Raw genomic sequence first — 24,032 nt, forward strand, 5'->3', positions numbered from 1 at the left:
GTTTAGGAATTCTTCCGTTAAACGTCGCTTTCCATCCGCCCTCCGGACCGGTGGATATCGAAGGGGAATGTGGCCTTTCTGGCCGCATGCATGGTAAAAAATTAGCTGCAAAAACGAAAGCCGGTTATCCTTGGCGTATGCTCACATAATGTCCTGCCAGATCAGCGGGCGGTTTTCCTGCCGCTGAAGCATGGGTTGCGAACGAATCAGCTTATGGGCCAGTTCGCTGAAGTTTCGACTGGCATGCGTCATGGGTGCCCATTCACTGACGACTTTTTGCTTGCGCACGCCAGCTTTAACATTATCATCAGCCACGACACTGCCAAAATGCTCAACCGATATATCCAGGAAACGATTGGTTACCAGACACAGCTGACGGCTGACATCTTCTGCTTCTTTGCTATTTCTCACTTGATTGACCAGCAGACGAAAATTTTTCTCCTGATATTTTACCGAAAGAATTTTCATCAGTGCATAGGCATCTGTAATTGAGGTTGGCTCAGGAGTAACCACAACCATTATTTCATTTGCCGATGCGTTGAAATAGAGCACATTTGAAGAGATGCCGGCGGCGGTGTCAATGAGGACGATATCGTAACTGTTGAGCATTGCATTCAGCTCATTGAAAATTTCCAATTTCTGCAAAAATGTCAGGCGAGTCAATTCCTGAATGCCCGACGAGGCCGGCAGGATCTTCAGATTGCCGGGGCCGCTGACAATAATTTCGGGCAGCGTTTTGACGCCCTCGATAACATGGCCAAGGTTGTAGCGGGGAGTCAGCCCCAAAAGCACATCCAGGTTCCCAAGGCCCAGATCCGCATCGAAAATCAGTACCCGTTTACCGGCCTTGCACAGGGCATATCCCAGATTGGCCACAATGTTGGTTTTACCAACCCCCCCCTTCCCGCTGGTAATGGCTATTACCCTGGCCGGCTCCTTTTGTAAGGCACCCTTTGTTGATGAAGAAAGTCTTTGCTTTCTTTTCTGATTCAGATTGATGATCTGGCCTGCTTTTTCGAAAGTTGGCATTACCGTATCGTCTCCAGGTTAAAGGGCACTTGCGCGTTGATAAGCGTAAGGTTGGAACATTGGTGATTTGGTCATGCCCATACTGCAGCATGCCCGGCAGGGTTTAAAGCCCTCGTCGATGGCTTGATCGATGCTTTCGAACACAATGATGTTCTCTGCATTGATTCGTTTGACCGATTTGCAGCTCGGGTGATGAAACAATTCTGAATTCCGGTTGGCAAGGTATTGAACCTCCGTTTCCACTTCCGGTTCAGTCGGGACGGGCACCGTTTTTTGCCTATGCCCAAGCGGTGTCGATGGATTTGCTTCTGCCTCCCGATCTTCAAAAAAGCATGGTTTTGAAGCTGCTTTGGGTTCCCGGCAGGGCACCTTGAAACCGTCAAACAGATCGACACCGACACTATGGAAAGCGGTGACCAGATGCGTGGTTTGATAAAGTTCCGTAGCCGCAGCGTTGTGGTCGTATTCGTCCAGGTGGGTGGGCAGCAGGCGATTGACATCCAAAACGGAAAAGCTTTTGACGGCAGCAGCAACTACCGCCTGGCGAACGGAGGCATTGACCACCAGATGAATTTCGTCAGGATTGGCACATTCCAGCAGGTTACGGACGGCGTCAAACATGGTCCGATCCGTTTTACCCATGCCTGGCGTGTCGATCAAGACCACATCATGCTTCGAATAGTCAGCCAGGACATCCTGCAACTGGTCGGCATTTCGAACGAGAACAAACGGCAGGTTCATAATCTTGGCGGCATTTTCCAAAAGTGTATTCGCACCCAGCCGAAACCGGTCCAAGCTGATCAGGCCGGTGCTTTTATTCTCAACTTTCCGGCAGTGCTGAGCCAGTTTCGCCACCATGCTGCTCTTTCCCGCTCCGGAAGGGCCGACAAAAGCGATTCGCTGCTGAGCGGTCTGATGTCGGTAAAAGGGCTCCGCAAAAATTGGGGCCGCTTTCGGGTCGCTGTCCATGGATTCTTTGTTCAGGCCTTCGGACCTCGACATCTGCGTGCCACCATAGCGTCGCAGCGCCGAAAGTGCGGAGACCAGTCGCTGGGCTTCCGAAAAAGATTCGGATTTGACACGTTGTTCTGAACGGTCCGGCATTTTTTCGTCCTTTTCCGTTGGTGGTGGATCCACTGCCGGCTGATTTGAAGACAGCGCGCGCAATGAGGGCGATGCAGTGGACAACGAAACCCGGTCCGCGGGTGGTGGTGCATCATCAAGTTGCTCCGACAAAAGGCCTGAAAATGGTTTGGACGACCTGATTTCTTTGACCTGATAATCCATTGCCGCGGTGATGACGACGTGCTTTTTCCTCAGTGCACCGAAAAATCCGCCGGAGCGGGCTTCTTTTGCCGATAAGATAACAGCATCATCGCCAAACTCACGTTTGACCATCCGAAGTCCATCGTTCATATCGGCAGCTTCAAAGCGCTTAATCTGCATCTGAGGTCTCCACGGTTCCAACGATTTGTATTTTTACACTGCTCATAATTTCATCATACGACAAGACGGTCAGCCCGGGAACAAACCGATCAGCCAGTTTCTTAAGATGGCCCCGAATCTGTGCCGAGCAGACAAGCAGGGGCGAAGCGCCCAAATGTTTGAAGTCTTCTATTTTCACACTCAGGTCGTCCATCATGGATTTGGCATAAACCGGATCAATGGCCAGAAACATCCCCTGATCGGTTTTCTGCAAAGACTCAGAGACCTTCTTTTCAACCTTCTGGTTGAGGGTAAGGACATACAACTTGCCGTCTTCCGCCTGATGCATGCGGGTAATGGTCCGGGCCAATGACTGTCGAGCATGTTCGGTGAGAATATCCAGTTTTTTGGTTGACGGCGCCCAGTCGGCCAGCGTTTCCATAATGGTCAGCATGTCGCGAACCGGCACCTGTTCCTGAAGTAAATTTTGCACGATCCGTACCACGCCGCCCAAGGACATGAGGTTGGGAACCAGTTCCTCCACCACCTTGGGATGGCTGGCCTTAAGCGTGTCGAGCATCTTCTGAACTTCCTGGCGCCCGACCAATTCGTGGGCATGCCGGCGAATCACATCCGAGATATGAGTGGTCAGAATGGTTGCCAGATCCACGACAGTATATCCCTTGGCGCTGGCATCTTCACGCGCGCCGGGTTTGATCCAAAACGCCTCAAGCCCATAGGTGGGTTCCCGGGTGGCGACCCCGCTGATTTTTTCATCAGCTCCGCCGGGATTCATCGCCAGAAGGTGATTGATCATCAGATCGCCACTGGCCACCTCGATGCCCTTGAGCAAAATGGAGTAGCCACCCGGTTTCAGTTTCATGTTGTCCTGAATATGAATGGAGGGCACCACGATTCCGATTTCCTGGGCAATCTGCCGGCGGATCGACTTGATGCGTTCGAGAAGCTCACCATTCTGCTCCACATCCACCAGCGGAATCAAGCCATACCCGACCTCAAGGGCCATCACATCCACCGGCGGGAGAGGCTTGAACGTTTCCGGTGGTTTTTCCTCGGCTTTTTTCTGTGTCTGCAGGGAAAGCTCCCGAGCCTCTTCCTGCCGGGCCTGTTGGGTCTGGAAGACCAGGTAGGCCACCAGGCCCGCAGTCGCGGATAAAATCAGGAAGGGAATGGTCGGCATTCCCGGTACCAGACCGAAACAGAAAAGAATCACCGCCGCCACCATGAACGCCCGCGGCTGTACCAACAGCTGACGTCCAATCTCCGTTCCCAGGTTATTCTCGGCACCGGCCCGGCTGACGACGATACCCGCCGCCGTGGATATGATCAACGCCGGGATCTGGCTGACCAGTCCGTCTCCGACAGTCAGCAGCGTATAGGTCTGTGCCGCGTCGGCAAAGTTCATGTCCTTCTGAAAAACACCAATGGCCAGACCGGCCAAAATGTTGACCATGGTGATGATGATCCCGGCAACCGCATCGCCGCGCACAAACTTGTTGGCACCATCCATGGCACCGTAATACTCCGCTTCACTACTGATCTGCTGACGGCGCTCCCGGGCCTCGCCCTCGTCAATCAAGCCGGCATTCAGGTCCGCATCGATGCTCATCTGCTTGCCGGGCATGGCGTCCAGGGTAAAGCGGGCGGCCACTTCGGCAATACGCCCGGCACCCTTGGTGATAACCATAAAATTGATCACCACGAGAATAATAAAAACAATAAAGCCGACAACATAGTTTCCACCCACGACAAAGCTGCCGAAAGCCATGATTACCGATCCCGCGGCGTGGGTACCCTCGTTGCCATGGAGCAGGATGAGCCTTGTGGAAGCCACGTTCAAGGAAAGCCGGAAAAGCGTGGAAACCAGAAGAAGTGAAGGAAAAGAAGACAACTCCAACGGTTTAAGGATGTACATCCCCACCAGCAGAATGATCATCGATAGGGTGATATTGAAAGAGAGAAACAGGTCGAGAAGCATTGACGGAATGGGGATAACCATGACCATGAGAATGGACATGACGGCAAAGCCCATCAATACGTCAGTGTTGTTCGTAACAAAGGAAAATCGGTCGAGAACCTGTTTTCTTGCGGCTATTTCCATGGCAAATGATGATGCTCCCTGGTATCGGTGTTATTCAATCTCACTCCCAAGCATTTTTCATGCCTATCACCGAACATCGCTTGTAAGGCAAAACTCAAGGCATCATATCTTTTTGTTTTAATTTATTTTTTATTAAGATTGCGCCAACAAAAAATGTAACCCGTCAGCGTTGTTTTGGCGTGGACGTCGCTGTTTCCCAAAGGAGTGTCAATTTCTTGGCTCCATGAAGGGACGGTCGATCCGTCAACCCTGAACGAGTCCCTTCAGGCGGTAGACATAGGCAAGAATTTCAGCCACGGCCCGGTACATGTCCGCGGGAATGAAATCACCAATTTCAGTGGATTTGAAAAGGGTTCTGGCCAAAGGCTTGTTTTCCACCATGGGTACATCGTTTTCCTCGGCGAGGGCTTTGATCTTCTGGGCCACAAACCCAGCGCCTTTGGCCACCACAGTTGGCGCATGCATCCCGTCTTCATATTGAATGGCAATGGCCAGATGGGTGGGGTTGGTAATAACAACGGTGGCCCCGGGGACCGCTTCCATCATCCGCTGCCGGGCCATTTCGCGTTGCACGGACCGGATTCTGGCCTTCACCTTTGGGTCGCCTTCACTTTGTTTATGTTCGTCCTTGACCTCCTGCTTGGACATCTTCAGATCTTCCTGGTGTTGCCACTTGGTGTAGGCAAAATCCAGAACCGCCATCAGAAAAAGAACCATACATGTATAGAGGCCGATTTGAAACGAGGCCTGACCGATAAAAATCACAATGGCGCCGATGCTCAATTGCATGAGTCCGGGGATCTGGTCGAGATAGCGTTGCGTTACCGCGTAGGCGACACCGCCGATAATCAACAGTTTGATGACGGATTTGAGCAGTTCCACCAGTGAGCGAAGGGAAAAGAACTTCTTTATACCGCTGATCGGATTCAACTTGGCGAGATCCGGCGTCAACTTCTCACCGGTAAAAAGAAAACCGAACTGGGCCACATTGCCGATCACACCGGCGGTCATTGCCACCAGCATCAAAGGGATCAAGATAAGAATAGTATTGGAAAACAAATCCCAAAAGAGGGTGTGCATGGTTTCCGGAGCCATATTAAGGGTACCGGCACGCTGGTAGATGATGCGCATCAGCCCGATCAGGCGGCCCAGCATCCAGGAGCCGCCAAAATAGAGCACGCCAACGCCCCCTGAGAGTACCAAAACCGAGGGGATCTCCCGGCTGCTGGCCACATTGCCCTTTCGACGGGCCTCTGACAGTTTTTTACCGGTCGGCTGTTCGGTTTTGTCCTGACTCTGATCCCCGCCTGCCATGGCTCACCCGCTGCCTCCCATCAGCCGCATCAGATCGAACAGGGTGATCCGGTAGGATGCAAACAGATGGATTAGGAAGGTGGTCAGATAAGGCGCGGAAATCATCATAAAAAACAGACCGATAACAATTTTCAACGGCATGGCAACAATAAAAATGTTCATCTGCGGAACCGTCCTTGCCACCAGGCCGAGCCCGACACTGGTGATCAGCATGACCGCAATCAGGGGAGCACCCACCTTAATGGCCACAACAAACATATTGGCCGCCAGTTTCATCATCTTACTCACCAGTTGCGGACCGATATGGATGAACAGGGGAGGAATAATGCTGTAACTCTCCACCAATGCCGAGAAAAACATATGATGGGCGTTGATGGATAAAAAAATCAACATGGCCGTCAGGTTGTAGAACTGTCCCAGGATGGGGACCTGGGTGCTGGTGGCCGGATCGACCACATTGGCAATGGCAAATCCCATCTGATAGCCGGCAATCTGTCCGGCCAGCTGGATACCGGCAAACAGCAACTTCACGGAAAGACCGATGGTCACGCCGATGCCAACTTCAGAAATCACGCCGAAGGTCAGAATAATCAGGTTAAGATCTCCCAGGTTGACCGTCATCCGGATCGTGGGAAACATCAGAATACTGACGGCCAGCGCCAGTCCCGCCTTGAAGGTCGCCGGAATACTGGATGTATCGAGAATCGGCGCACTGAAAACAATACCGGCTACCCTGAGAAAAATCAGAAGTACACCGTAAACGGCATCAATGGGGAGATTCAGGGTTGCCATTTTATCTGTCCATCATCGCCGTTCTGGGTTCCGATGCCATCTGGCAGCTTTGATCGGCGGCACCAATCAGCGAATGTAGTTGGGCAAATTGAGAAACAGGTTCTGGGTGAACCCGACAATCATTTTTATCATCCACGGGAAAAAAAACAGCAGGGCCAGGGCCACCCCAATCATCTTGGGAACAAATACCATGGTCATTTCGTTGATCTGGGTGGCGGCTTGAAACATGCTGACCAACACACCGGTAATCAGCCCCACGGCGAGCATGGGCGAGGCGAGCAGAATGGCGGTTTTGATGGCCTGCAAAAAAAAGCTGGTAACAAACTCAGGCGTCATGACGATTTTCCCCTTCAGGCAAAGCTCTTTACCAACGAACCTACGATTAAGTACCAGCCGTCGGCCAGCACGAAAATCATCAGTTTGAAAGGCAAGGAGACCATAATCGGCGGCAACATCATCATGCCCATGGAAAGCAGGACACTGGCCACCACCATGTCAATAATCAGAAACGGAACATAAAGCATAAAACCGATCTGGAAGGCCGTTTTCAGTTCGCTGATGATAAAGGATGGGATCAAGACGGTCGTCGGCACTTCGTCCACATTTGCCGGGCGTTGCAATTTGGCCACATTCACCAGAAGGGCCAGGTCCTTTTCACGGGTCTGGGAAATCATGAATTTACGGATGGGAACCAGCGCCTTTTCAAGGGCCTGGGTCTGGTTGATTTCCTTGGCCAGTAATGGCTGCAGGGCATCCTCGTTAACCTGCTGCCATACCGGAGCCATGACGTAAAAGGTTAAAAAGAGTGAAAGCCCGATCACCACCTGGTTGGGCGGCAGCTGGTTGGTGCCCATCGCCTGCCGCAACAAGGAGAAAACGATGGCGATGCGGGTAAACGAGGTCAGCATGATCAGAATCGACGGGGCGAGGGACAAAACGGTCATCAGCAGGAACAATTGCATGACCACGGTCATCTTACCCGGATCCGCTTCCTGGTCGACACCGATACTGATCAGCGGTGCCGGTGTCTGCCCCCAGGCACTGCCGGCCAGCAGAATCAGTCCAAGCGGGATAAGAACCCACAGTGCCCGTCGAAGGAGATCGTTTACTGCCTGCCGATCCTTATTGAAGGCCGGTTTTGGGAGCCGTTTGCACCTCACCGGTCATCCTTTCCCATGCGTCCACGACCAAAACGTTTCAGCCTTTCGGCAAACATCGGTCCGAAGGAGGGAGGTGTATTCTCAGGCAAACGATCCGAAATACTTGTTTCGTCCAATGTATCGAGCAGGCTGATACGGTCGCCGGTCACCCCCAGAACCAGCACCTTTCCCGGGACACCAACCAGGCAGATACTCTTTTTTACGCCAAGGTAATGGTTTTCCAGTACGCGAATCGATTTGCCGCTGCCCCCCCCCATACGCTGTCGAGTCAGTTTCCTGATGCCGTATAGCATGACTGCAATCAGGGTCAGCACCACACCCATGGATGCGACCATTTTTACCCCGGCAGTGAGAATGTCAGATCCTGCATTCATCCCAACTTCTCCACACGTTCGACCGGACTGATCACTTCGGTCAGCCGAATACCGTATTTTTTGTTCACCACGACCACATCGCCCTTGGCAATCAGTCGATTGTTGGCCAGAATCTCCAATGTATCCCCCGCCTCTTTGGTCAGTTCAATTATCGATCCCTGGCCCAGTTTTAAAAGATCGTTGATCAACATCCGGGTACGCCCCAACTCGATCGTGATCTCCAGAGGGATGTCAAGCAGCAGATCCAGATTTTCCTCGCTGCCGGCCTCAAGCGCATTGGGCTTCGCGTTGCCGCCCGCCCCCGATGCACCCGCGTTTCTTTTTGGTGCCATGGTTTATCCCTTTCCTCGGTCATGATCGATCACATCCGTAATCTGTACGGCCTTGCTTCCCTTGACCACCCCTGGCATGCCCAGGTATTTGGGAACCCGCTCAATGTTCACGGTAACGTTATTCTGCGGACCGGTGTTCAGCCGGATAATATCGTCAACTTCAAAATTCAGGATATCCTGAACCGAGTAAACCGTTTTGCCCAACTCGGCAACCAGGTTGACTTCCGTGCGCCGAAGCAGGTTGCGAATTTCATCACCAAACGAACTGGCTCGATCTTTTTCGCGCAGGTAACTGGAACTTAGATGTTCTTTGATCGGCTCAAGCATCAGATAGGGCAGGCAAAGATGGATGTTCCCCGAAAAGGATTCCGTACTGATGGCAAAGACAACGATGATCAATTGATCACTGGGATTGACCAGATAAACAAACTCGGGTTTGGTTTCGATTTTTCGTAAGGACATACGAAGCGAATAAGCGGCATCCCAGGCGGTCTCAAGGTCTTTTAATACACCCAGGGCCATTTTATTGAGCATGCGCCTTTCGATCATGGTAAACTCACGTATTTTCTCCATGGGTTTGCCATCGCCGCCGAACATACAGTCAATCAGTGAGAAGACCAGGTTGGGTTCAAAGGCAATCAGCGCGGAGCCGATGAGCGGTTCCATCCCGAAAATAACAAATCCCGTGGGGTTGGAAAAAGCCTTGATGAACTCTCCGAATTTGACGGTTTCCTGGGAAATGATTTTTACTGAAATGGCCCGTTGAAAAATATTGGATAAAGACGCCTGATATAAATTGACGAACTTATCGTAGACCTCTTCCAACGCGTCGAACTGGCCGCGCTGCATGATATTCTGGGCCGTAAGGTCATATGGACGGACCTCGACGGCAACCTCCTGGCTCTCCTCGGCGACATCGAGTTCGCCGCTGTCCATTGCCGAAAGCAGCGCATCGATTTCCTCTTGTGACAGAATCTGGTCAGCCATGGTGGAATCCTATTGCACAACAAATTCGGTAAAATAGATATTGTTTACCTGGCCTTTGGTCATCAGGCCGTTAATCGTTGTCATCAATTCGTTTCGCAGGGCGATTTTACCCTCGGTAGTGCTGACGTCAGTATAATTCTTGGTGGGAAGGATCATCAAGATGGCGTCCCTGACCTGAGGAAGACGACTTTCAATGGAACTCACCGCATCCGGGTCATTCAATTCAAGCGCCATGGTGATACGCAGATAGCGCTTTCCGCCATGGTCCGCCAGATTGACAATCATCGTATCCAGTGCATAGAGGGGACCGATGACATTTTCCTCCTCTTCAACCTTGATTTCGGCGGCAGGTGTCTCGGCAGGAGGGATCTGAGAGATCTTGGTCCATAAAATGAAAAAGCCGGCTCCCACCGCCCCTATGAAGAGAAGCACAACCGCGCCTATAATAATCAGCATTGTTTTCGACATTCATCATCCTCCGTCGACGGTTTTGTCATTTCTGGCAATCTTGAACCATGGCAATCGATGGCGATCAATCAAGCATGTTGCATGCCATTTCGTTTTGGCCTGTCATGGAAACTGAAAAAGAATCCGTCGTTGAGTCCAACCCCTCAGGATAAGGGGTTTTTCCTGAACGACCGGTGCCAATATACGCCAATTATCGATGGGGTATTGGAGGAAAGGAGATATTTCTTAAACTGCTACCGGCGTTGTCTGTGGCGGCAGCGTCAATATTCAAGGCAAGGAGTCAAGGGTTTGACGGAATACGGTGCGCAGACCTGCCGCAGGCAATCCCGATCATCGATCAGGATTGCCTGCGGTCAGCAAACGGCCGGGAACAGGAATTAACGCTTGATATTAATCAGCTCCTGGAGGATCTCGTCACTGGTGGTGATGACTTTGGAGTTGGCCTGATAGGCACGCTGGGTGGTGATCATCTCAACGAATTCCGTGGCCAGATCAACGTTGGACATCTCAAGCGTGCTCGATGAAACCGATCCCAGGCTGGCGGTATTGGCGGTACCGATCAGCGCCTGCCCGGATGATAACGACTCAGCATACAGGTTGCTGCCCATCTTGGCCAACCCCGAATAGCTGGGAAAGTCGGCCAGGGCGATCTGGGCAAAGGGAATCATAGAGCCATTGGAATAAATTCCAGTGAAATAGCCGTCCTCATCCACACTGACCGACTGGAGGCTGCCGGAAGGATAACCGTCCTGACTCTGGGCCGTCTTGGTGGATTCCGAGGCGTAGCCGGTAATACTGCCATCGGAGTCACCGGATGAATCCAGATAAGACCAGCTAATACTCATGTCATCGGCGCCGTCCAATCCAGTAATGGCGATAACCGGATTTCCTGAAACTGCATCGTTCGTGGCATCGCCGTCACTATCATCGTCAACGGTAATATCCGAGTCGTAGTATGAAGCAGTGGTGTCAAGATTGCCCTCGACGTCGAACTCAATATGTCCGCCCGTGTTACAGGTCGCCGAGGTCGGGTCCACATCCACGGACCAGTCCCAGCCTCCGCTGCCGTCTGCCACAAAGACGACATCCAGGATAACTTCGGACCCCAGGGAGTCATAAGTCGTGATTGAACTGGTAAATGTATCGCCCGCTTCCGCGTCACTGTTCAGATTGATACCGAAGGTAAGCTCTGTGGTTGCACTGGGGTCACTCGTGCCGTTCGGCAGTGCAATATCCGTTAATCCTCCGATCTCTCCGTCCGTATCAATACTGTAGCCTTGCACGACAAACCCATCGGGGGTCACCAGGTTGCCGTCGGAATCCCACTCAAATTGACCGGCACGGGTATAATAGGTACTGCCGGTACTGGGGTCGGTAACGACGAAAAGTCCGGTGCCGTTTACGGCAAGGTCCGTTCCGCTGGTGGTATTTTCAAGGGAACCCGAATCCCATTGCGGGTTGACACCGTTCATGGTTACGCCGCGACCGATCTCAAGACCGCTCTGACTTAAGGTGGAACTGAAAATATTGGCGAAAGACACCCTGGACGTTTTAAACCCGGTCGTGTCCACATTGGCGATGTTATCGCCGATAACGGCCATGGCACTGGTGTTTGCTTTCAGCCCCGAAATCCCGGAATACAAGGAACCAATCATCTTCTATCTCCTTAAATTTAATCGTTAAACATTATCATCGGTGCTGGTCTCTTCAACACGGATCATCGAAGAGATGGCAACTTCCTGGTCGCCGATCAGCAGCAAGGTTTCGCCGGATTCGTAATCAATACCGGTCACCGTTCCGGTCACATAGGAGGTTGCAGTGACCGAATTTCCATCCGCATCCACCGCCATGATGGAAAAGGTATACACGCCGTCGTCCACCGCCGTGCCGTTGTCATCGGTTGCATCCCAGCTAACGGTCTGTTGACCGGCCGCCATGGCGCCCGCATCGATATCGCCAACGTATGTTCCCGAAGCATCGTAAATCTGGATATAAACACTGGTACTGCTCTCTTCGAGTTCAAAGGCGATATCATTTGCCACGCCATCTTCAACAGTAAGCGTGTCACCGGAAGCGGTAATGGTTTTACCAATAAAACTAGATGACTGGATGTTGTTCAAGGTGGATTGATAAACTTCGAAATCGGACAATGCATCATTGATGTTCTGCAACTGTTCAAGCGAGCTGAACTGGGCCAGTTGGGCAGTGAATTCCGTACTGTCCGATGGATTCAACGGGTCCTGATTCTGAAGCTGGGCCACCAGGAGGGTAAGGAAATCATCCTTGCCCATGACGGTTTCGTCTTCATCGCTGCTGGTACTCGTGCTGGCCTGACTGTATACTTCGGATACGCTCATCACTGACATTTTTAAATGTCTCCCACAAAATGTTTTTTTCTTCACCATGAAAACAGAGGGTCAGGCGAAATAGCTGATACCATTTTCTACCGACGATTGCGTCCTGTTTCCATCGCCACCATTTTGTGCCTCTTGCTGCTGCTGCCGCCGCTGCCGGTTTTCTCCGGCGTTTCCACGACCATTGCCAGTCTGCTGATCGCGGAACATCTGGAAAAACTGTTCGCGATTCTGGTTTTGATCGGTATTGGTGTTGACCATGACCTCGATCTTGTCGACGACCAGTCCCTGCTTGTCCAGTTCCGCTCTCAGATGATTCAACTGGCTTTCGAGAATTTCTTTGGTTGTGTGTTGATCGGTGATCATTTTTACCGACAGCTGGTTGTTTTCCGAGATGATGCTCATGCGGACATCCCCCAGAGAATCAGGTTTCAGCTGAACACGAACCTCTGATCCCGTGTCGGTAGAACGAACCATGGCTTTCTCGACGATCTGATCCATCACCGCCTTGTTAAAACCACTCTCCGCCGCCGGTTGGGATGGGCTGCCAAACGGTGTCGTCGTCTGCGCCCGGTTCTGGGAAAGGCTGTCAACTGCTGGAGAATCGGACCTTGACGCTTCATAAGGCGTTGTGCCGCCATTTGCCGTCTCGCGAAACGATGCGTTGGTGCTTTCGCCCTGCGTCCGCAATTGATGGTGCTTTTTTTGGGCGGCCACGTCATCGCCTTCCGGCTGCGAATTCTCTCCTTTTTGCGGAGTTTCTCCTTTTGAGGGTAGTGTTCCTTCCCCGGGCACGGAACCGGTCGCAGACGACGGTTTGGAGTCACTTTTCAAACTGTCCGTGGAAAGGAAGCGAGCCGCCGGCTGTTCATCATCCATTACGATTTCATTTTGTTGTGACTCGCCATTAAACAGTCGCTGATCTCTTTCAGGCATATTTGGGGAGCGAACCGCCAGCTGTTCATCATCCGTCACGATTTCATCTTGTTGTGACCCGGCATCAAATATCTGCTGATTTTTTTCAGGCATATTTTCCGATAGCGTCATTTCCCCCTCAGCCAGCGAAACGGATGGGCCGGATAGACGCCCATTGTCCGAACGGGTTTCACCCCCTTGCAGATCAATTTGCGTCTGTTCCATTTGTGACCGCAACTGAGAAGCAGCGCCGTTTGAAGGGATGATCGTTTCGTCCTCGGATTTAATGGCGGGAACCACAATGTTTTTCTCTTGCGAGATCAGTTGATCCTCAGTCGTTGGTTGGCTGCCATGCCGTTGCGTTCCCGTTTCGAAAGCCAACAGGGCGTTCTCCCATTCGGCACCGTCTGACTCGCCGGTGGTGAGCATTTCCTCGGGCAATACCTCTTTTCCATTTGCCAAAGTTTGGATCGGCATCGCCATTGGCGCATCGTCATCCATCTCGGTGAAGGCGGATGCGATGCTTTCGATTTCGGTGGCAGAATCGGCCACAGCATCTTGCTGGAGCATTTCCACCATCGCGGCCAGGGACGGATCCTCAGCGATCAGGGCGGCCAGTTGCAAATCGGTTTCCTCGAGTGCCGGCATATCTGAATCGGTTACCGGGCCATCTGACACCGGCCGATCATGGCTGCCCGACAGATACTCACTGATCGCCTGGAGAAAGGACTGCCCATCATTGACATCGGTGCCGGTTACCGTTTCCGAGAAGTCTCTGGTCAAAATGTCCGTGCCCGTCACAGCTTTGGTTGAAGCCGTTGGCGCCATAAAGGATTGAATCAAGCTTCCCAGTTCCATTAGTCATTCTTTCCATGACGGTTCAATGCCTTTCGGGCATATTGGTTGACAGCGATTTCATCGATAAAGTTCGTCTCTTTTCGCACCAGCGTCTGATTGTAGCGGTCGAGGCCCTGGTCTTTGAGCTTTTCCAGAATCTGACGTTTTTTCATGGCCTCGAGAACCTCATCCTGTTTGCGGCTGATCCTGTTTTCAATAGTAACGATCAAGGTCTTTTGTGCCACGATGCGATCGGACAGTCGCCTTAGGTAGCTGTGGTAGGCAGTCACATGGTCACTGGCAAGGCCGCTGACCTGTTCATTTCTCAATGCTTCAGCAGTAAACTGCTCTTTATTTTCCATTTGCTCCAACGTCTTTTCAGCCGCCATGGCTTGTTGACGAATCTCGGCGAGTTCTTTTTTCAAATTATCTTCTACAAATTGGCGGTGATCGAGAACGGCTTGCAGCCTGAATGTGTACATGGGGTTCCCTTCCCTACCATCCACATCTTAGCCGGCATTGGGATCCTGAATGCATCCGACCGGCACTGTCATACCATCTTTTAAGCATCATTTGTGCCATCTCTTTTATCATTGCGTTACCACTTGTTTTAATTTGATTTTTCAATTTATCACAATCTTTTTTCATGGATAACCAAGCTGAAAGGCGGCAACAATTACCGGCGCTGGAGGTTTTTTCCCAATTGCCTTGGCACACCGCAACTGCAGGCCACGCAAATAAAAAAACACCCCGATAAGGCGTTTTTTTACGGCTGACACATACTTTCCAAACAGCCACTTATTCATGCAAGCTGGCTAACGCATGGACGCTCTCTTCGAAAGCGGCCGCTTCGTGAATATCCTGTTTTAAATAACGGTTGATGGGATCGATCATCCGGATGGCCATGTCGATTTTCGGGTTGCTGCCGGCCGCATAGGCACCGATGTTGATGAGATCTTCGGCTTTACGGTAGGTAGCCATAATCTCCTTCACATGCCCGGCATGGTGTTTGTGGTCCAGATCGGTAATATCGGCCATGACCCGGCTGATACTTCTGAGAACATCAATTGCCGGGTAGTGGTTCTGGTTTGCCAGGTCACGCGTTAGCACAATGTGGCCATCAAGGATCGAACGGACGGCATCGGCGATGGGTTCGTTCATGTCATCGCCCTCCACAAGGACGGTGTACAATCCGGTAATGGTTCCGCGCCCGGATGACGTTCCGGCGCGTTCAAGTAGTTTGGGTAACATGGCAAACACCGAGGGGGTATACCCCTTGGTGGTTGGCGGTTCGCCCAGGGACAGACCGATTTCACGCTGGGCCATGGCCAGCCGGGTGACGGAATCCATCATCAGATTCACGTGGCGCCCCTGGTCCCTGAAATACTCGGCAATGGCGGTGGCAATAAAACCACCCCGCAATCTTACCAGGGGCAAATGATCGGAGGTGGCAACGACCACAACAGACCTTTTAAGTCCTTCTTCTCCCAAATCCTTTTGGATAAACTCATTAAGTTCCCTGCCCCGTTCGCCGATCAGAGCAATAACGTTCACCTCTGCCGAGGTCTGCCTGGCAATCATCCCAAGAAGAACACTTTTCCCCACACCGGAACCGGCAAAAATGCCCATGCGTTGACCACAGCCGATCGTCAAAAGCCCGTTGATGGCACGAATGCCCAGATCCAGCGGTTTGGTAATCCGGTTTCGCAAGAGCGGATTGACGGGGTTGGCATAGACCGGATAGGCGTCGTCAATCTGGATCGGCCCCTTTCCGTCGATGGGATTGCCCAGACCGTCGATCACCCGACCCAACATTGCGTTGCCGACGCCCACCTGTGCTTTTTCTTTCCGCGCGACCACCTTGCAACCGGGCCCCAAACTGCGGATGTCCTCCAACGGCATCATCAGCACCGAATCTTCACGGAAACCCATCACTTCCGCACTGACACAGGTTGAGCCGCCATCGGTATGGATATCACAGACACATCCGATCTGAACGGCGGGCCCACTGGTTTCAATCACCATCCCAACGATCTTTTTTATCCTTCCTCCCGCCCGGATCAGTGCCGCTGAGTCAACAATGCCATGGTACTTATCCAAAGATAATGCGTTGAACATATTCAATCACTCAGCTTTCATCAGCGGGTTTGGGCAGTTGATCGATCAATAATGCTTCGATCGTTTTTATCTGCTGGTCGATTCTGGCATCGACATCACCAAGCTGGGTTTCAATAATGCAGCCACCCTGTTGAATCGTATCGTCCGCTTGGATACGCACGGCCAAATTTCCTTCATCGATCGGAATCAAATCCGATTTTATCGATTCAACTGCTTCGATATCTCCAGGATGCAGTCTGATAATCAATTGGCGAGGATCGGCAATTTTCTCCATTGCCATTTTAACCACATGGCTGACAATTGGTGCATGCTCAATTTCATAACCAATAATTTTTTTAGCGATGGCCAAAGCCAGGCGAACCGTTTCCGTTTCCATCAACTGAATATTCTGTTGGTGGCTGTGACCCATTTCCGCGACAGCGGTATTAAATGCCGAGACTGCACTTTCGACGTTTTCCCTGAGGGCGGTGGCGGATTCCGAACGCCCCTGCTCCAGGCCATTGTTGAATGCCTCTTCGATAACGGCTTGAATATCCTGCTGTTCATTCGCTATAGAGTGCAAGGACGCGATATCGCAGCTGGGTTTGGGGGGGCCGCTGACGAAGTCATCAGTGCAATGAGCAGATTTGGGTTTCTTTGCGTTACCGGATGGTATTTCAGGAAAATAGTATAGCGCACATGGCTCCCTTGTGGACATCGAATCGTTTTTGGGTGTATTAGCCAACAAATTCCTCCCCTCCTCTCCCGCTGATCACCAATTCGCCCTTTCGTTCCATATCCTGGACAATCTTGGTGACTTTTTGTTGCGCATCCGTAACGTCCTTGATCCGGACGGCACCGGAGACCTCCATCTCCTCTTTTAGGATTTCCGCAGCCCGTTGGGACATATTGCGGAATATTTTTTCCTTCACTTCGTTGGTCGCTGCCTTTAGTGCCACGGCCAGTTCCTGGGACTCTACGGAGCGGAGGACTTTCTGCAACCCGCGGTCATCGACCAGCACAAGATCGTCAAAAACAAACATATTCTGCCGAATCTTTTCAGCCAACTCCGGATCGTCTTCCTCGATTTCTTCGATGATCTGCTCGGTAGCGGAGCTGTCGATCATGTTCAGGATCTCAGCCAACCGAGGTACACCGCCAGCCTTTTGCGAGGTGGATGTCTCTTTGTTGGCGAGGATCTCTTCAAAAACGTTTTCGATCTCTTCCAACATGCCCGAGGCGACTTTGTCCAAATTGGCAATTCGATAGGCTACGTCGGCTTTCAGCTCGTCGGGCAACAGTGACATCACCTCACTGGCGATGTGCGGTTCGATGTGGGCCACCACCAAGGAAATCGTCTGTGGGTGCTCGTTTTGAATCAGTTGGTTGAGAAGGTCCGGGGGGATGGACTGAATGGCTTTGAGTTTTTTTACCCGTCGCTGATCGGCGCTTTCCTCACCGGCATCGTCTGCCTCAGATGACTTGTTATTCTCGATCTGTTTGGGAGGGGCCGCTTTTTCAAGAAATTCACGGGCAACACTCTCAACCAAGGCAGGAGAAATTTCTCCCAATTTGGATTGCAGCTTGAATATCAGGTTCCTCTCAGGCTTGCTGAGCTGGTCGACCACCGGCGCAATCGCATCCCATCCCATGGCATGTACAAGGATTGCCGCTTTTAGTGATCCGATTAAATTGCGGGGGTCCATATCAATACACTGTTTCGCTTCGCGTTAATAAGGTTTCCGTTTTTCATGGTGGAAGACATGATCTCGAATCTATAGACTTCAAGATCATGTCTCCTTAAGCCACTCTTTCATCAGTCGGGTTGAACCGGAGCGGTTCTCCTTGATGACATTTTCCAACTGCCGGGTATAGCTGTTCTCTGTTCCTGCCTCGGCGTAACGCCGCTCCAGCTCCTTAATCGTCTGCGGCAACTGCTCAAGCATCTGGATCTCTTCGATGGGTGTCGAGGTCAGCCAACGGGCCAGTGGCTTGAGGACAATCATGTATGAAAGTAAGAAGAAAAGCGCTGCTGCCGAATATTTTATCAGTTCCTGATGCGTCTTGATCGTTTCCAACCAGCCAGCGGTTGCCGGAGCCGCGGCCATTTCAGGTGACAATTGGGTTTCAAAGGGGATGTTGACCACTTCGATCTTATCTCCCCGGGTAGCATCGTAATCGACGGCACTCTTGACAATGCTCTCCAGTTTGGCCATCTCTTCGGCGGTCCTTTGAACATATTGCGCCTGCTCTCCTTCGGCGCCTTCCTCAGCCTGCTGGTATGACCCGTCCACAACAACCGCCACGGAGAGTCGCTGAATACTGCCAACGGGCATGATCTGCCGGTTGACCCGCTTACTCACCTCATAATTTTTCGTAAACTGTTGTTTCTGATTGCCTTTCGCCCCCTTTTGACCGGACACGCCTGAATTGTTTGGCACAACATTGGATTGGAGCCCGGGGACACCGGATGCCGTAAGGCCAGCACCGTTGACGATAGAGGTGGATGTCTGCTCACTGCGCACCACCGAGTTATCCGGCAAGTACAATTCCTCGGTTTTTTCCTGCTGAACAAAATTGAGCAGACAGGAAACTCGGACAATGGCCTTGTCCTGTCCCAGAACACTTTCCAGCATGGTCTTGACACGATTCTCCAGAATCCGCTCTTTCTTCTCCTGGAAAGCAAGTTGATTGGAGGTTACCTGGCTGACAGTGGATGTCTCCTTGAATCCGGCCAGCATTTTTCCGCTGTTGTCGATAACGGTAACATCTTCCGGTTCAAGCCGTGAGACACTCGATGATACCAAATGGACGATCCCCTGAATCTGCTCTTTATTCAGATATTTGCCACGCCGCAATTTTACAATAACGGAAGCCGTGGCAGGCTCTTCATCTTCAATAAAAAGGGATCGGGCCGGCATAACAATGTGGACCCTCGAATTCTCCACCTCAAGCAACGTGTTGATGGTTCGGCTCAACTCCCCCTGAAGTGCCCGCTGATAATTCACATTTTGGACAAACTCGGTCATTCCCAGTTCGGTTTCGTCAAACACCTCGAAACCGATTCCATCTCCCCGCGGCAGTCCCTCCGATGCCAGTTCCAGCCGGGTTTCATATATTTTTTCATATGGGATAAAAACACCGGTTCCATCCATACTGAGTTGGTAAGGGATCTGCCGTTCGCGCAAACGGGAAACGATCTGGGAAGCGTCTTCCGGAGCGAGGTTGCTGTAAAGCGGATGCAGGTTTCCGGTCTCGGACCAATTCAACAAAAAAGCAAATCCGGCAATGATGCCGCCAATCAAAATGGCCATGGCTACCAGTTTGCCGGTGGAAAGTCCTTTAAAGGCCAATTTTATCTGTTGTGGCAAGATAGATGGAAAAAAAGCCATCGATACTCCTCAAATCGTATTCAACCGTGTCTATAAATCAGTTGCATCAACATTGATCAGGTCACATGCGGTTTTATAGTACTCAAGATAATGTTTTTGGGCTGCGTCATCGGTCGTTGCAGTACTACAATACGGCTTCCTCCCTCTGGTCTTGCCAAAAACATTATCCTAAAATCACCAGCAACAAACCCCTGACTTGTCCAATTTTGCCTTGAACTCCGCATGATTGCCGCTTGCGCGGATTATATGGACATTCTTTTTATTTCATCATAGGCATCGATGAGCTTATTTCTGATCTGCATAACCAGTTCAAAAGAAATCTCAGCCTTCTGCATGGCAATCATGGTATTATGAATATCCGTATTTTTTCCGGTCGTCAGATCTTCGATGGCCTGATCCGAGTCAAGCATTTTCTGATTGGTCTCCTTTAGCATCTGCTTGACATAACTGCTGAAAGGCGCGGACGATGTCGCCTTGCTCTGGCTGGCAGACGTTTCCAATTGCGGCAGGAGGGATTGTAAATTGGTAATGGTCAGGTCATTCATCAACTTTTTCCGATCTCCAGTGCAGCACTGGCCATATCTTTTGTATTGCGCACAGCGGTGGCGTTGGCCTCAAAGCTTCGGCTGGCCGAAATCATATTCACCATTTCTTCAACAATATTGACATTGGGCAGCCGAATGTAACCGTTTTCATCAGCATCCGGATGACCGGGATCATATTTTTCGATAAACGGTTTCTGATCCTCGATAATGTCGGCAACCTGGACACCGCCCTGGACAGTTCCATTTTGCTCATCAAGTACGGTCTGGAAGTCATCCGCCTGAATGGTTTCGAAAACAGCGTCCTTGCGCTTATACGGCTCACCCGATTCGGTTCGGGTGGTGTTGATGTTGGCCATATTGCTCGAAATAAGATTCATTCTGAGGCGCTGGGCGCTCAATCCGGTGGCGCTGATGGACAAGCTGTCAAGAAAACTCATGTTAGTTGGTTCCTCCCTTGATAACATTCTTCAGCCCTTTTAACTTGGACCCCACAATCTGGGTGGCTGTTTTGTAAAGCAGGCTGTTTCTGGCAAGACGGGTCATTTCAACATCGATATCGACACCGTTCCGGTCCCCTCTCAGCAAAAGCGGATCCGCTTCACCGGAATCGATATCAGCGGATTGATCATCAACCACAGGCTCTCCGGATAGATGGTTATCGTCGGTCCGTGTCAATGCCGATGGAGTGCCCACCGACGAGCCTTCCTGAAGTGCTTTTTCGACGTTTATGGAAAAGGGAGCATAATTCGGCGTATCCGCATTGGCAACATTGCTCAGAATCAACTCATGCTGGCGTGCCCTGAGGTCCAGCGACCTGGACAGCGTTGATATGGTTCCTCCAAAAAGGTTGAATGCATGATCATCCATAGCGGTCCTCGGTTTAGTAGACTATTCTTTGGTTCAGCAAATTACATACCATTTCAGTCGCATCTTTTTGAAAAGTGGGTGTGAACCATCATCCGGTACGATCCATCTCCTCGCGGTATTCATTTAGTTTGTTTCGCAGGGTCCGGATACTGATCCCAAGCATCTTTGCGGCATGCGTACGGTTGTCCTCTACGGCATTCAAGGTATTGAATATCAGTTCTTTTTCCATCTCCCTGACCGTCATCCCCGCTTCCAGACTCGGCTTTCGGTTATCGTCTTGAAAAACTTCTTCCATAAACAAATGTTCCGGCAGGAGTTCTTCACCATGGCCAATCAGCACTCCGCGTTCGATGGTGTTTTCCAGCTCTCGGACATTACCGGGCCATTTTTGCCGGGAAAGAAGTTCCATGGCCGAATCCGAAATGCGAGTCATTGTGCTTTGATTCTGTTTGCTGAAGCGTTCAAAAAAATGGTTTGCCAGCAGTGGGATGTCGTTATTTCGTTCTCGAAGCGGAGGAATCGTCAAAGGAATGACACTGATACGGTAGTAAAGATCTTCACGGAACTCATTGGCCATGACTGCCTTTTTGATATTCCGGTTACTGATGGCAATAATTCTGGCGCCGACCGTTACCGGGCGATTACTTCCCAGCCTGACAATTTCACGCTCTTGAATGGCACGCAGCAGCTTGGCCTGAAGTGGCAACGCCATCTCGGTAATCTCATCCAAAACCAACGTGCCGTTGCCGGCACCTTCGAACTTCCCCAGCTTGCGCGAAATCGCACCGGTAAAGGCGCCCTTTTCATGACCAAACAGTTCGCTTTCGGCAAGCTGTTCCGGTAGTGCCGCACAGTTAACAGCGATATAGGGTTGGTCGTTTCGTTGGCTGTTGGCATGAATGTAAGCGGCCAACAACTCCTTTCCCGTGCCACTTTCGCCAGTGATCAGAACATTGGCCGTGCTTGGGGCAACTTTTCTGGCAACGTCCAGGACGCGTTGAAGAGACCTATCCTGCGTGACAATCGTTTTTTGATTGGAATGATTCCGCTGCGACATAGACGATCTGGGAAGGGTTTCCCGCATCGCCTTATCCATGGCGGCCTTGACAAGATCAATTTCGAAAGGGTCAACGATAAAGTCGGCCGCACCTGCCTGCATAGATCGAATCACATCCTTGGGCGTGCATGCATTCGAGCCCATTAGAATATAGGTCTTTGGAAAATCCTGTTTGATTTTTTTGACGAGTTCGATACCGTCCATATCACCCAAAGCCAAGTCGATATATATGATTTGATGCGCCCGGTGATGGAGGCGTTCAATTGCCTGATTGGCATCTGAACAAAACTCTGCCTGCACCTCTTTTCTTTCGAACATGCGTCGAAAAATATTTTGCAGTGCGGATTCATTTATCACCAGTAAAACGGAAGTCACATCCATATCGTCTCTTCAGCCAGGCTGCAGACCTGGAAATGGTATTAACCTTCTTGGATATGAAAAAGATACAAGGCGGCCAACCGCAGAAAGAAGTCAATTCAATCGTTTGACTGAAAAGTGTTTTGCAATTTAGTTGCCATGAAACAAGTGATCGTCGGTTGACAACCAATCGCCCTTTAATACTTTTTATTTCTCTTTTATTACTATAGGTTATAAATAAGACAAAATGAGAAGAGAGGAACTGACAAAACTGACTGCGGGCAGATTAAAATGGGCTAACGTCAGCATCTTGACGTCATTCCCAAAAAAAAAGCGGGCACGATGCCCGCTTTTTTTTGTGTGGGGGAGGAAAAATCGTTCAGGCACACTTTTGCAATTCGTAACGTTTAATTTTTTCAACCAATGTCGTTCGTTTGACATGCAGGAGTTTGGCGGCTTTATTTTTAACCCATTGGGTTTTTTCTAAAGACTGATAAATAAGGCGTTTTTCGAACTCACTGACCGCTGTGTTCAAACAGATCCCATCACCGGAAATCTCCGGTGCCGCGAAACTGTTCGTGGGGATCTGCGCTCGCATTTTTGGCGGCAAGTCGTCAATTCCCAGCGATCCCTGCCCCTTTATGACCACCAAGCGCTCCATCAGGTTGGCTAGTTCCCTTACGTTTCCCGGCCAGGAGTGCCGCATCAGCGCATCCAATGCCTGGGCGGTAATCTGAGTGACTTCCGTTTTCTTTTCCCGGTTGAGCTGGCTGATAAAATGGGAAACGAAATGAGGGATATCGGACATTCTTTCCCTTAAGGCGGGAAGTTTGATTGGAATCACATAAAGCCGGTAAAACAGATCCTCCCGAAAGTTGCCTTTCTGAACCTCTTCTTCCAAATCCCGGTGCGTCGCTGCAATGATTCTGACATCGACGTTTATGGTCCGGCAGCCACCAACCGGTTCAAACTTGCGTTCTTCAAGCACCTTCAGTATTTTTACCTGAAGATCATGGCTCATATCGCCGATTTCATCCAGGAAGATAGTCCCACCGTTGGCGGCCTCGAACTTTCCGACTTTATTGGCTGTTGCTCCGGTAAAAGCCCCCTTGATGTGTCCGAAAAGCTCACTTTCCAACAAGTTTTCCGGAATCGCACCACAGTTGATTGATATAAAGGGCTGTTCTTTTCTGTAAGACTGCTTATGAATGGCGTGGGCGATCATCCCTTTTCCGGTACCGGTTTCGCCATTTATTAATATGGTACTGTCGCTGTCCGCAATGCGCTCCACCAAGCGAAAAATTTTCTGCATTTTTGGACTATCACCAACGATACCTGTAAAGGCTTCATTCTCATGCATTACTGATACGGATCCCTCGACCACCTTATTTGTACATTCATTTTTAATCATTGTTGAGTCTTGCACAAAAGGCCTCCTGCTTTTTTATCACATTGTTGGGGAATGCTTTATAGTCAAGCAAAATTGTTGCCGCTTTATTGACGGAGCGTCAATTATTTCGGCACCATAAAGTCAAAGATCCTCATCCGCTCCATATATTGGGGGCAAACGCAGGCGGAGTCCTTATCTATAGTGGCGGATGCTGCTTT

General features: G+C 50.8%; 25 protein-coding genes. All 25 read right to left on the reverse strand.

The genetic code is table 11. From position 1 onward, the window contains the following. Positions 1-141 precede the first annotated feature (141 nt). On the reverse strand, positions 142-1,029 hold the full coding sequence (locus tag GN112_RS07330) for a MinD/ParA family protein (protein WP_155309608.1): 888 nt from the start codon (positions 1,027-1,029) through the stop codon (positions 142-144). A gap of 18 nt (positions 1,030-1,047) precedes the next feature. Then, positions 1,048-2,475 (reverse strand): Ada metal-binding domain-containing protein, encoded by a 1,428-nt coding sequence (locus GN112_RS07335; protein ID WP_155309609.1) that lies wholly within the window; start codon positions 2,473-2,475, stop codon positions 1,048-1,050. Next, a complete protein-coding gene (flhA, locus tag GN112_RS07340; RefSeq protein WP_155309610.1) occupies positions 2,465-4,576 on the reverse strand; it encodes a flagellar biosynthesis protein FlhA in 2,112 nt (703 codons plus the stop codon). Before flhA ends, GN112_RS07335 begins: the two co-directional genes overlap by 11 nt. 243 nt (positions 4,577-4,819) lie before the next feature. Next, entirely contained in the window at positions 4,820-5,890 is a 1,071-nt protein-coding gene (gene flhB, locus GN112_RS07345; RefSeq protein WP_155309611.1) for a flagellar biosynthesis protein FlhB, read from the reverse strand. Between the two features lie 3 nt (positions 5,891-5,893). Next, positions 5,894-6,682 carry a flagellar biosynthetic protein FliR gene (gene fliR / locus GN112_RS07350; protein WP_155309612.1) on the reverse strand — a complete coding sequence of 263 codons (789 nt, stop codon included), beginning with the start codon at positions 6,680-6,682 and terminating at the stop codon, positions 5,894-5,896. Between the two features lie 66 nt (positions 6,683-6,748). After that, complete coding sequence (gene fliQ / locus GN112_RS07355) at positions 6,749-7,018, reverse strand: flagellar biosynthesis protein FliQ (RefSeq protein ID WP_155309613.1); 270 nt, start codon at positions 7,016-7,018, stop codon at positions 6,749-6,751. A 14-nt stretch (positions 7,019-7,032) separates the two neighbouring features. After that, positions 7,033-7,842: a flagellar type III secretion system pore protein FliP gene (fliP, locus tag GN112_RS07360; protein ID WP_155309614.1), complete on the reverse strand. Its 810-nt coding sequence runs from the start codon at positions 7,840-7,842 to the stop codon at positions 7,033-7,035. Next, positions 7,839-8,216, reverse strand: a complete 378-nt coding sequence (gene fliO / locus GN112_RS07365; RefSeq protein WP_155309615.1) for a flagellar biosynthetic protein FliO — start codon at positions 8,214-8,216, stop codon at positions 7,839-7,841. Before fliO ends, fliP begins: the two co-directional genes overlap by 4 nt. Further along, positions 8,213-8,548: a flagellar motor switch protein FliN gene (fliN, locus tag GN112_RS07370; protein WP_155309616.1), complete on the reverse strand. Its 336-nt coding sequence runs from the start codon at positions 8,546-8,548 to the stop codon at positions 8,213-8,215. The genes fliO and fliN overlap by 4 nt, the downstream gene beginning before the upstream one ends. Before the next feature lie 3 nt (positions 8,549-8,551). Beyond that, positions 8,552-9,535, reverse strand: coding sequence for a flagellar motor switch protein FliM (gene fliM, locus GN112_RS07375; protein WP_155309617.1), 984 nt, complete (start codon positions 9,533-9,535; stop codon positions 8,552-8,554). A 9-nt stretch (positions 9,536-9,544) separates the two neighbouring features. Further along, positions 9,545-10,003, reverse strand: coding sequence for a flagellar basal body-associated FliL family protein (locus tag GN112_RS07380; protein ID WP_155309618.1), 459 nt, complete (start codon positions 10,001-10,003; stop codon positions 9,545-9,547). A gap of 377 nt (positions 10,004-10,380) precedes the next feature. Then, positions 10,381-11,658, reverse strand: a complete 1,278-nt coding sequence (locus tag GN112_RS07385) for a flagellar hook protein FlgE (RefSeq protein WP_155309619.1) — start codon at positions 11,656-11,658, stop codon at positions 10,381-10,383. Between the two features lie 24 nt (positions 11,659-11,682). Then, the gene (locus GN112_RS07390; RefSeq protein ID WP_162458828.1) at positions 11,683-12,369 is read right to left on the reverse strand and encodes a flagellar hook assembly protein FlgD; all 687 of its coding nucleotides are present in this window, start codon (positions 12,367-12,369) and stop codon (positions 11,683-11,685) included. 51 nt (positions 12,370-12,420) lie between these two features. Beyond that, positions 12,421-14,130: a flagellar hook-length control protein FliK gene (locus tag GN112_RS07395; RefSeq protein ID WP_155309621.1), complete on the reverse strand. Its 1,710-nt coding sequence runs from the start codon at positions 14,128-14,130 to the stop codon at positions 12,421-12,423. Beyond that, positions 14,130-14,591: a flagellar export protein FliJ gene (gene fliJ / locus GN112_RS07400; protein WP_155309622.1), complete on the reverse strand. Its 462-nt coding sequence runs from the start codon at positions 14,589-14,591 to the stop codon at positions 14,130-14,132. Before fliJ ends, GN112_RS07395 begins: the two co-directional genes overlap by 1 nt. A 162-nt stretch (positions 14,592-14,753) precedes the next feature. Further along, positions 14,754-14,915 (reverse strand): hypothetical protein, encoded by a 162-nt coding sequence (locus GN112_RS34240; protein WP_231716955.1) that lies wholly within the window; start codon positions 14,913-14,915, stop codon positions 14,754-14,756. Continuing rightward, on the reverse strand, positions 14,908-16,227 hold the full coding sequence (fliI, locus tag GN112_RS07405) for a flagellar protein export ATPase FliI (protein ID WP_155309623.1): 1,320 nt from the start codon (positions 16,225-16,227) through the stop codon (positions 14,908-14,910). Before fliI ends, GN112_RS34240 begins: the two co-directional genes overlap by 8 nt. A gap of 10 nt (positions 16,228-16,237) precedes the next feature. After that, positions 16,238-16,951: a FliH/SctL family protein gene (locus GN112_RS07410; RefSeq protein WP_155309624.1), complete on the reverse strand. Its 714-nt coding sequence runs from the start codon at positions 16,949-16,951 to the stop codon at positions 16,238-16,240. Then, positions 16,944-17,912, reverse strand: coding sequence for a flagellar motor switch protein FliG (gene fliG / locus GN112_RS07415; RefSeq protein WP_155309625.1), 969 nt, complete (start codon positions 17,910-17,912; stop codon positions 16,944-16,946). Before fliG ends, GN112_RS07410 begins: the two co-directional genes overlap by 8 nt. Positions 17,913-17,996: 84 nt before the next feature. Then, positions 17,997-19,598 carry a flagellar basal-body MS-ring/collar protein FliF gene (gene fliF / locus GN112_RS07420; protein WP_155309626.1) on the reverse strand — a complete coding sequence of 534 codons (1,602 nt, stop codon included), beginning with the start codon at positions 19,596-19,598 and terminating at the stop codon, positions 17,997-17,999. Between the two features lie 242 nt (positions 19,599-19,840). Beyond that, on the reverse strand, positions 19,841-20,143 hold the full coding sequence (gene fliE, locus GN112_RS07425) for a flagellar hook-basal body complex protein FliE (RefSeq protein ID WP_155309627.1): 303 nt from the start codon (positions 20,141-20,143) through the stop codon (positions 19,841-19,843). Next, a complete protein-coding gene (gene flgC, locus GN112_RS07430) occupies positions 20,143-20,580 on the reverse strand; it encodes a flagellar basal body rod protein FlgC (RefSeq protein ID WP_155309628.1) in 438 nt (145 codons plus the stop codon). The genes fliE and flgC overlap by 1 nt, the downstream gene beginning before the upstream one ends. 1 nt (position 20,581) lies before the next feature. Beyond that, positions 20,582-21,010 (reverse strand): flagellar basal body rod protein FlgB, encoded by a 429-nt coding sequence (gene flgB / locus GN112_RS07435; protein ID WP_155309629.1) that lies wholly within the window; start codon positions 21,008-21,010, stop codon positions 20,582-20,584. Positions 21,011-21,098: 88 nt separating this feature from the next. Continuing rightward, positions 21,099-22,448 carry a sigma-54-dependent transcriptional regulator gene (locus GN112_RS07440; protein WP_155309630.1) on the reverse strand — a complete coding sequence of 450 codons (1,350 nt, stop codon included), beginning with the start codon at positions 22,446-22,448 and terminating at the stop codon, positions 21,099-21,101. 355 nt (positions 22,449-22,803) lie between these two features. Next, positions 22,804-23,850 carry a sigma-54 interaction domain-containing protein gene (locus GN112_RS07445; protein ID WP_155309631.1) on the reverse strand — a complete coding sequence of 349 codons (1,047 nt, stop codon included), beginning with the start codon at positions 23,848-23,850 and terminating at the stop codon, positions 22,804-22,806. Between the last annotated feature and the right edge of the window lie 182 nt (positions 23,851-24,032).

The organism is Desulfosarcina ovata subsp. ovata (genome assembly GCF_009689005.1).
Taxonomy (GTDB): Bacteria; Desulfobacterota; Desulfobacteria; order Desulfobacterales; family Desulfosarcinaceae; genus Desulfosarcina; species Desulfosarcina ovata.

Excerpts from the sequence above, each read along its gene's own strand:
- GN112_RS07330 (WP_155309608.1), bottom strand. The coding sequence starts at position 1,029 with ATGCCAACTTTCGAAAAAGCAGGCCAGATCATCAATCTGAATCAGAAA.
- GN112_RS07335 (WP_155309609.1), bottom strand. The coding sequence starts at position 2,475 with ATGCAGATTAAGCGCTTTGAAGCTGCCGATATGAACGATGGACTTCGG.
- flhA (WP_155309610.1), bottom strand. The coding sequence starts at position 4,576 with ATGGAAATAGCCGCAAGAAAACAGGTTCTCGACCGATTTTCCTTTGTT.
- flhB (WP_155309611.1), bottom strand. The coding sequence starts at position 5,890 with ATGGCAGGCGGGGATCAGAGTCAGGACAAAACCGAACAGCCGACCGGT.
- fliR (WP_155309612.1), bottom strand. The coding sequence starts at position 6,682 with ATGGCAACCCTGAATCTCCCCATTGATGCCGTTTACGGTGTACTTCTG.
- fliQ (WP_155309613.1), bottom strand. The coding sequence starts at position 7,018 with ATGACGCCTGAGTTTGTTACCAGCTTTTTTTTGCAGGCCATCAAAACC.
- fliO (WP_155309615.1), bottom strand. The coding sequence starts at position 8,216 with ATGAATGCAGGATCTGACATTCTCACTGCCGGGGTAAAAATGGTCGCA.
- fliN (WP_155309616.1), bottom strand. The coding sequence starts at position 8,548 with ATGGCACCAAAAAGAAACGCGGGTGCATCGGGGGCGGGCGGCAACGCG.
- fliM (WP_155309617.1), bottom strand. The coding sequence starts at position 9,535 with ATGGCTGACCAGATTCTGTCACAAGAGGAAATCGATGCGCTGCTTTCG.
- GN112_RS07380 (WP_155309618.1), bottom strand. The coding sequence starts at position 10,003 with ATGTCGAAAACAATGCTGATTATTATAGGCGCGGTTGTGCTTCTCTTC.
- GN112_RS07385 (WP_155309619.1), bottom strand. The coding sequence starts at position 11,658 with ATGATTGGTTCCTTGTATTCCGGGATTTCGGGGCTGAAAGCAAACACC.
- GN112_RS07390 (WP_162458828.1), bottom strand. The coding sequence starts at position 12,369 with ATGTCAGTGATGAGCGTATCCGAAGTATACAGTCAGGCCAGCACGAGT.
- GN112_RS07395 (WP_155309621.1), bottom strand. The coding sequence starts at position 14,130 with ATGGAACTGGGAAGCTTGATTCAATCCTTTATGGCGCCAACGGCTTCA.
- fliJ (WP_155309622.1), bottom strand. The coding sequence starts at position 14,591 with ATGTACACATTCAGGCTGCAAGCCGTTCTCGATCACCGCCAATTTGTA.
- GN112_RS34240 (WP_231716955.1), bottom strand. The coding sequence starts at position 14,915 with ATGAATAAGTGGCTGTTTGGAAAGTATGTGTCAGCCGTAAAAAAACGC.
- fliI (WP_155309623.1), bottom strand. The coding sequence starts at position 16,227 with ATGTTCAACGCATTATCTTTGGATAAGTACCATGGCATTGTTGACTCA.
- fliG (WP_155309625.1), bottom strand. The coding sequence starts at position 17,912 with ATGGACCCCCGCAATTTAATCGGATCACTAAAAGCGGCAATCCTTGTA.
- fliF (WP_155309626.1), bottom strand. The coding sequence starts at position 19,598 with ATGGCTTTTTTTCCATCTATCTTGCCACAACAGATAAAATTGGCCTTT.
- fliE (WP_155309627.1), bottom strand. The coding sequence starts at position 20,143 with ATGAATGACCTGACCATTACCAATTTACAATCCCTCCTGCCGCAATTG.
- flgC (WP_155309628.1), bottom strand. The coding sequence starts at position 20,580 with ATGAGTTTTCTTGACAGCTTGTCCATCAGCGCCACCGGATTGAGCGCC.
- flgB (WP_155309629.1), bottom strand. The coding sequence starts at position 21,010 with ATGGATGATCATGCATTCAACCTTTTTGGAGGAACCATATCAACGCTG.
- GN112_RS07440 (WP_155309630.1), bottom strand. The coding sequence starts at position 22,448 with ATGGATGTGACTTCCGTTTTACTGGTGATAAATGAATCCGCACTGCAA.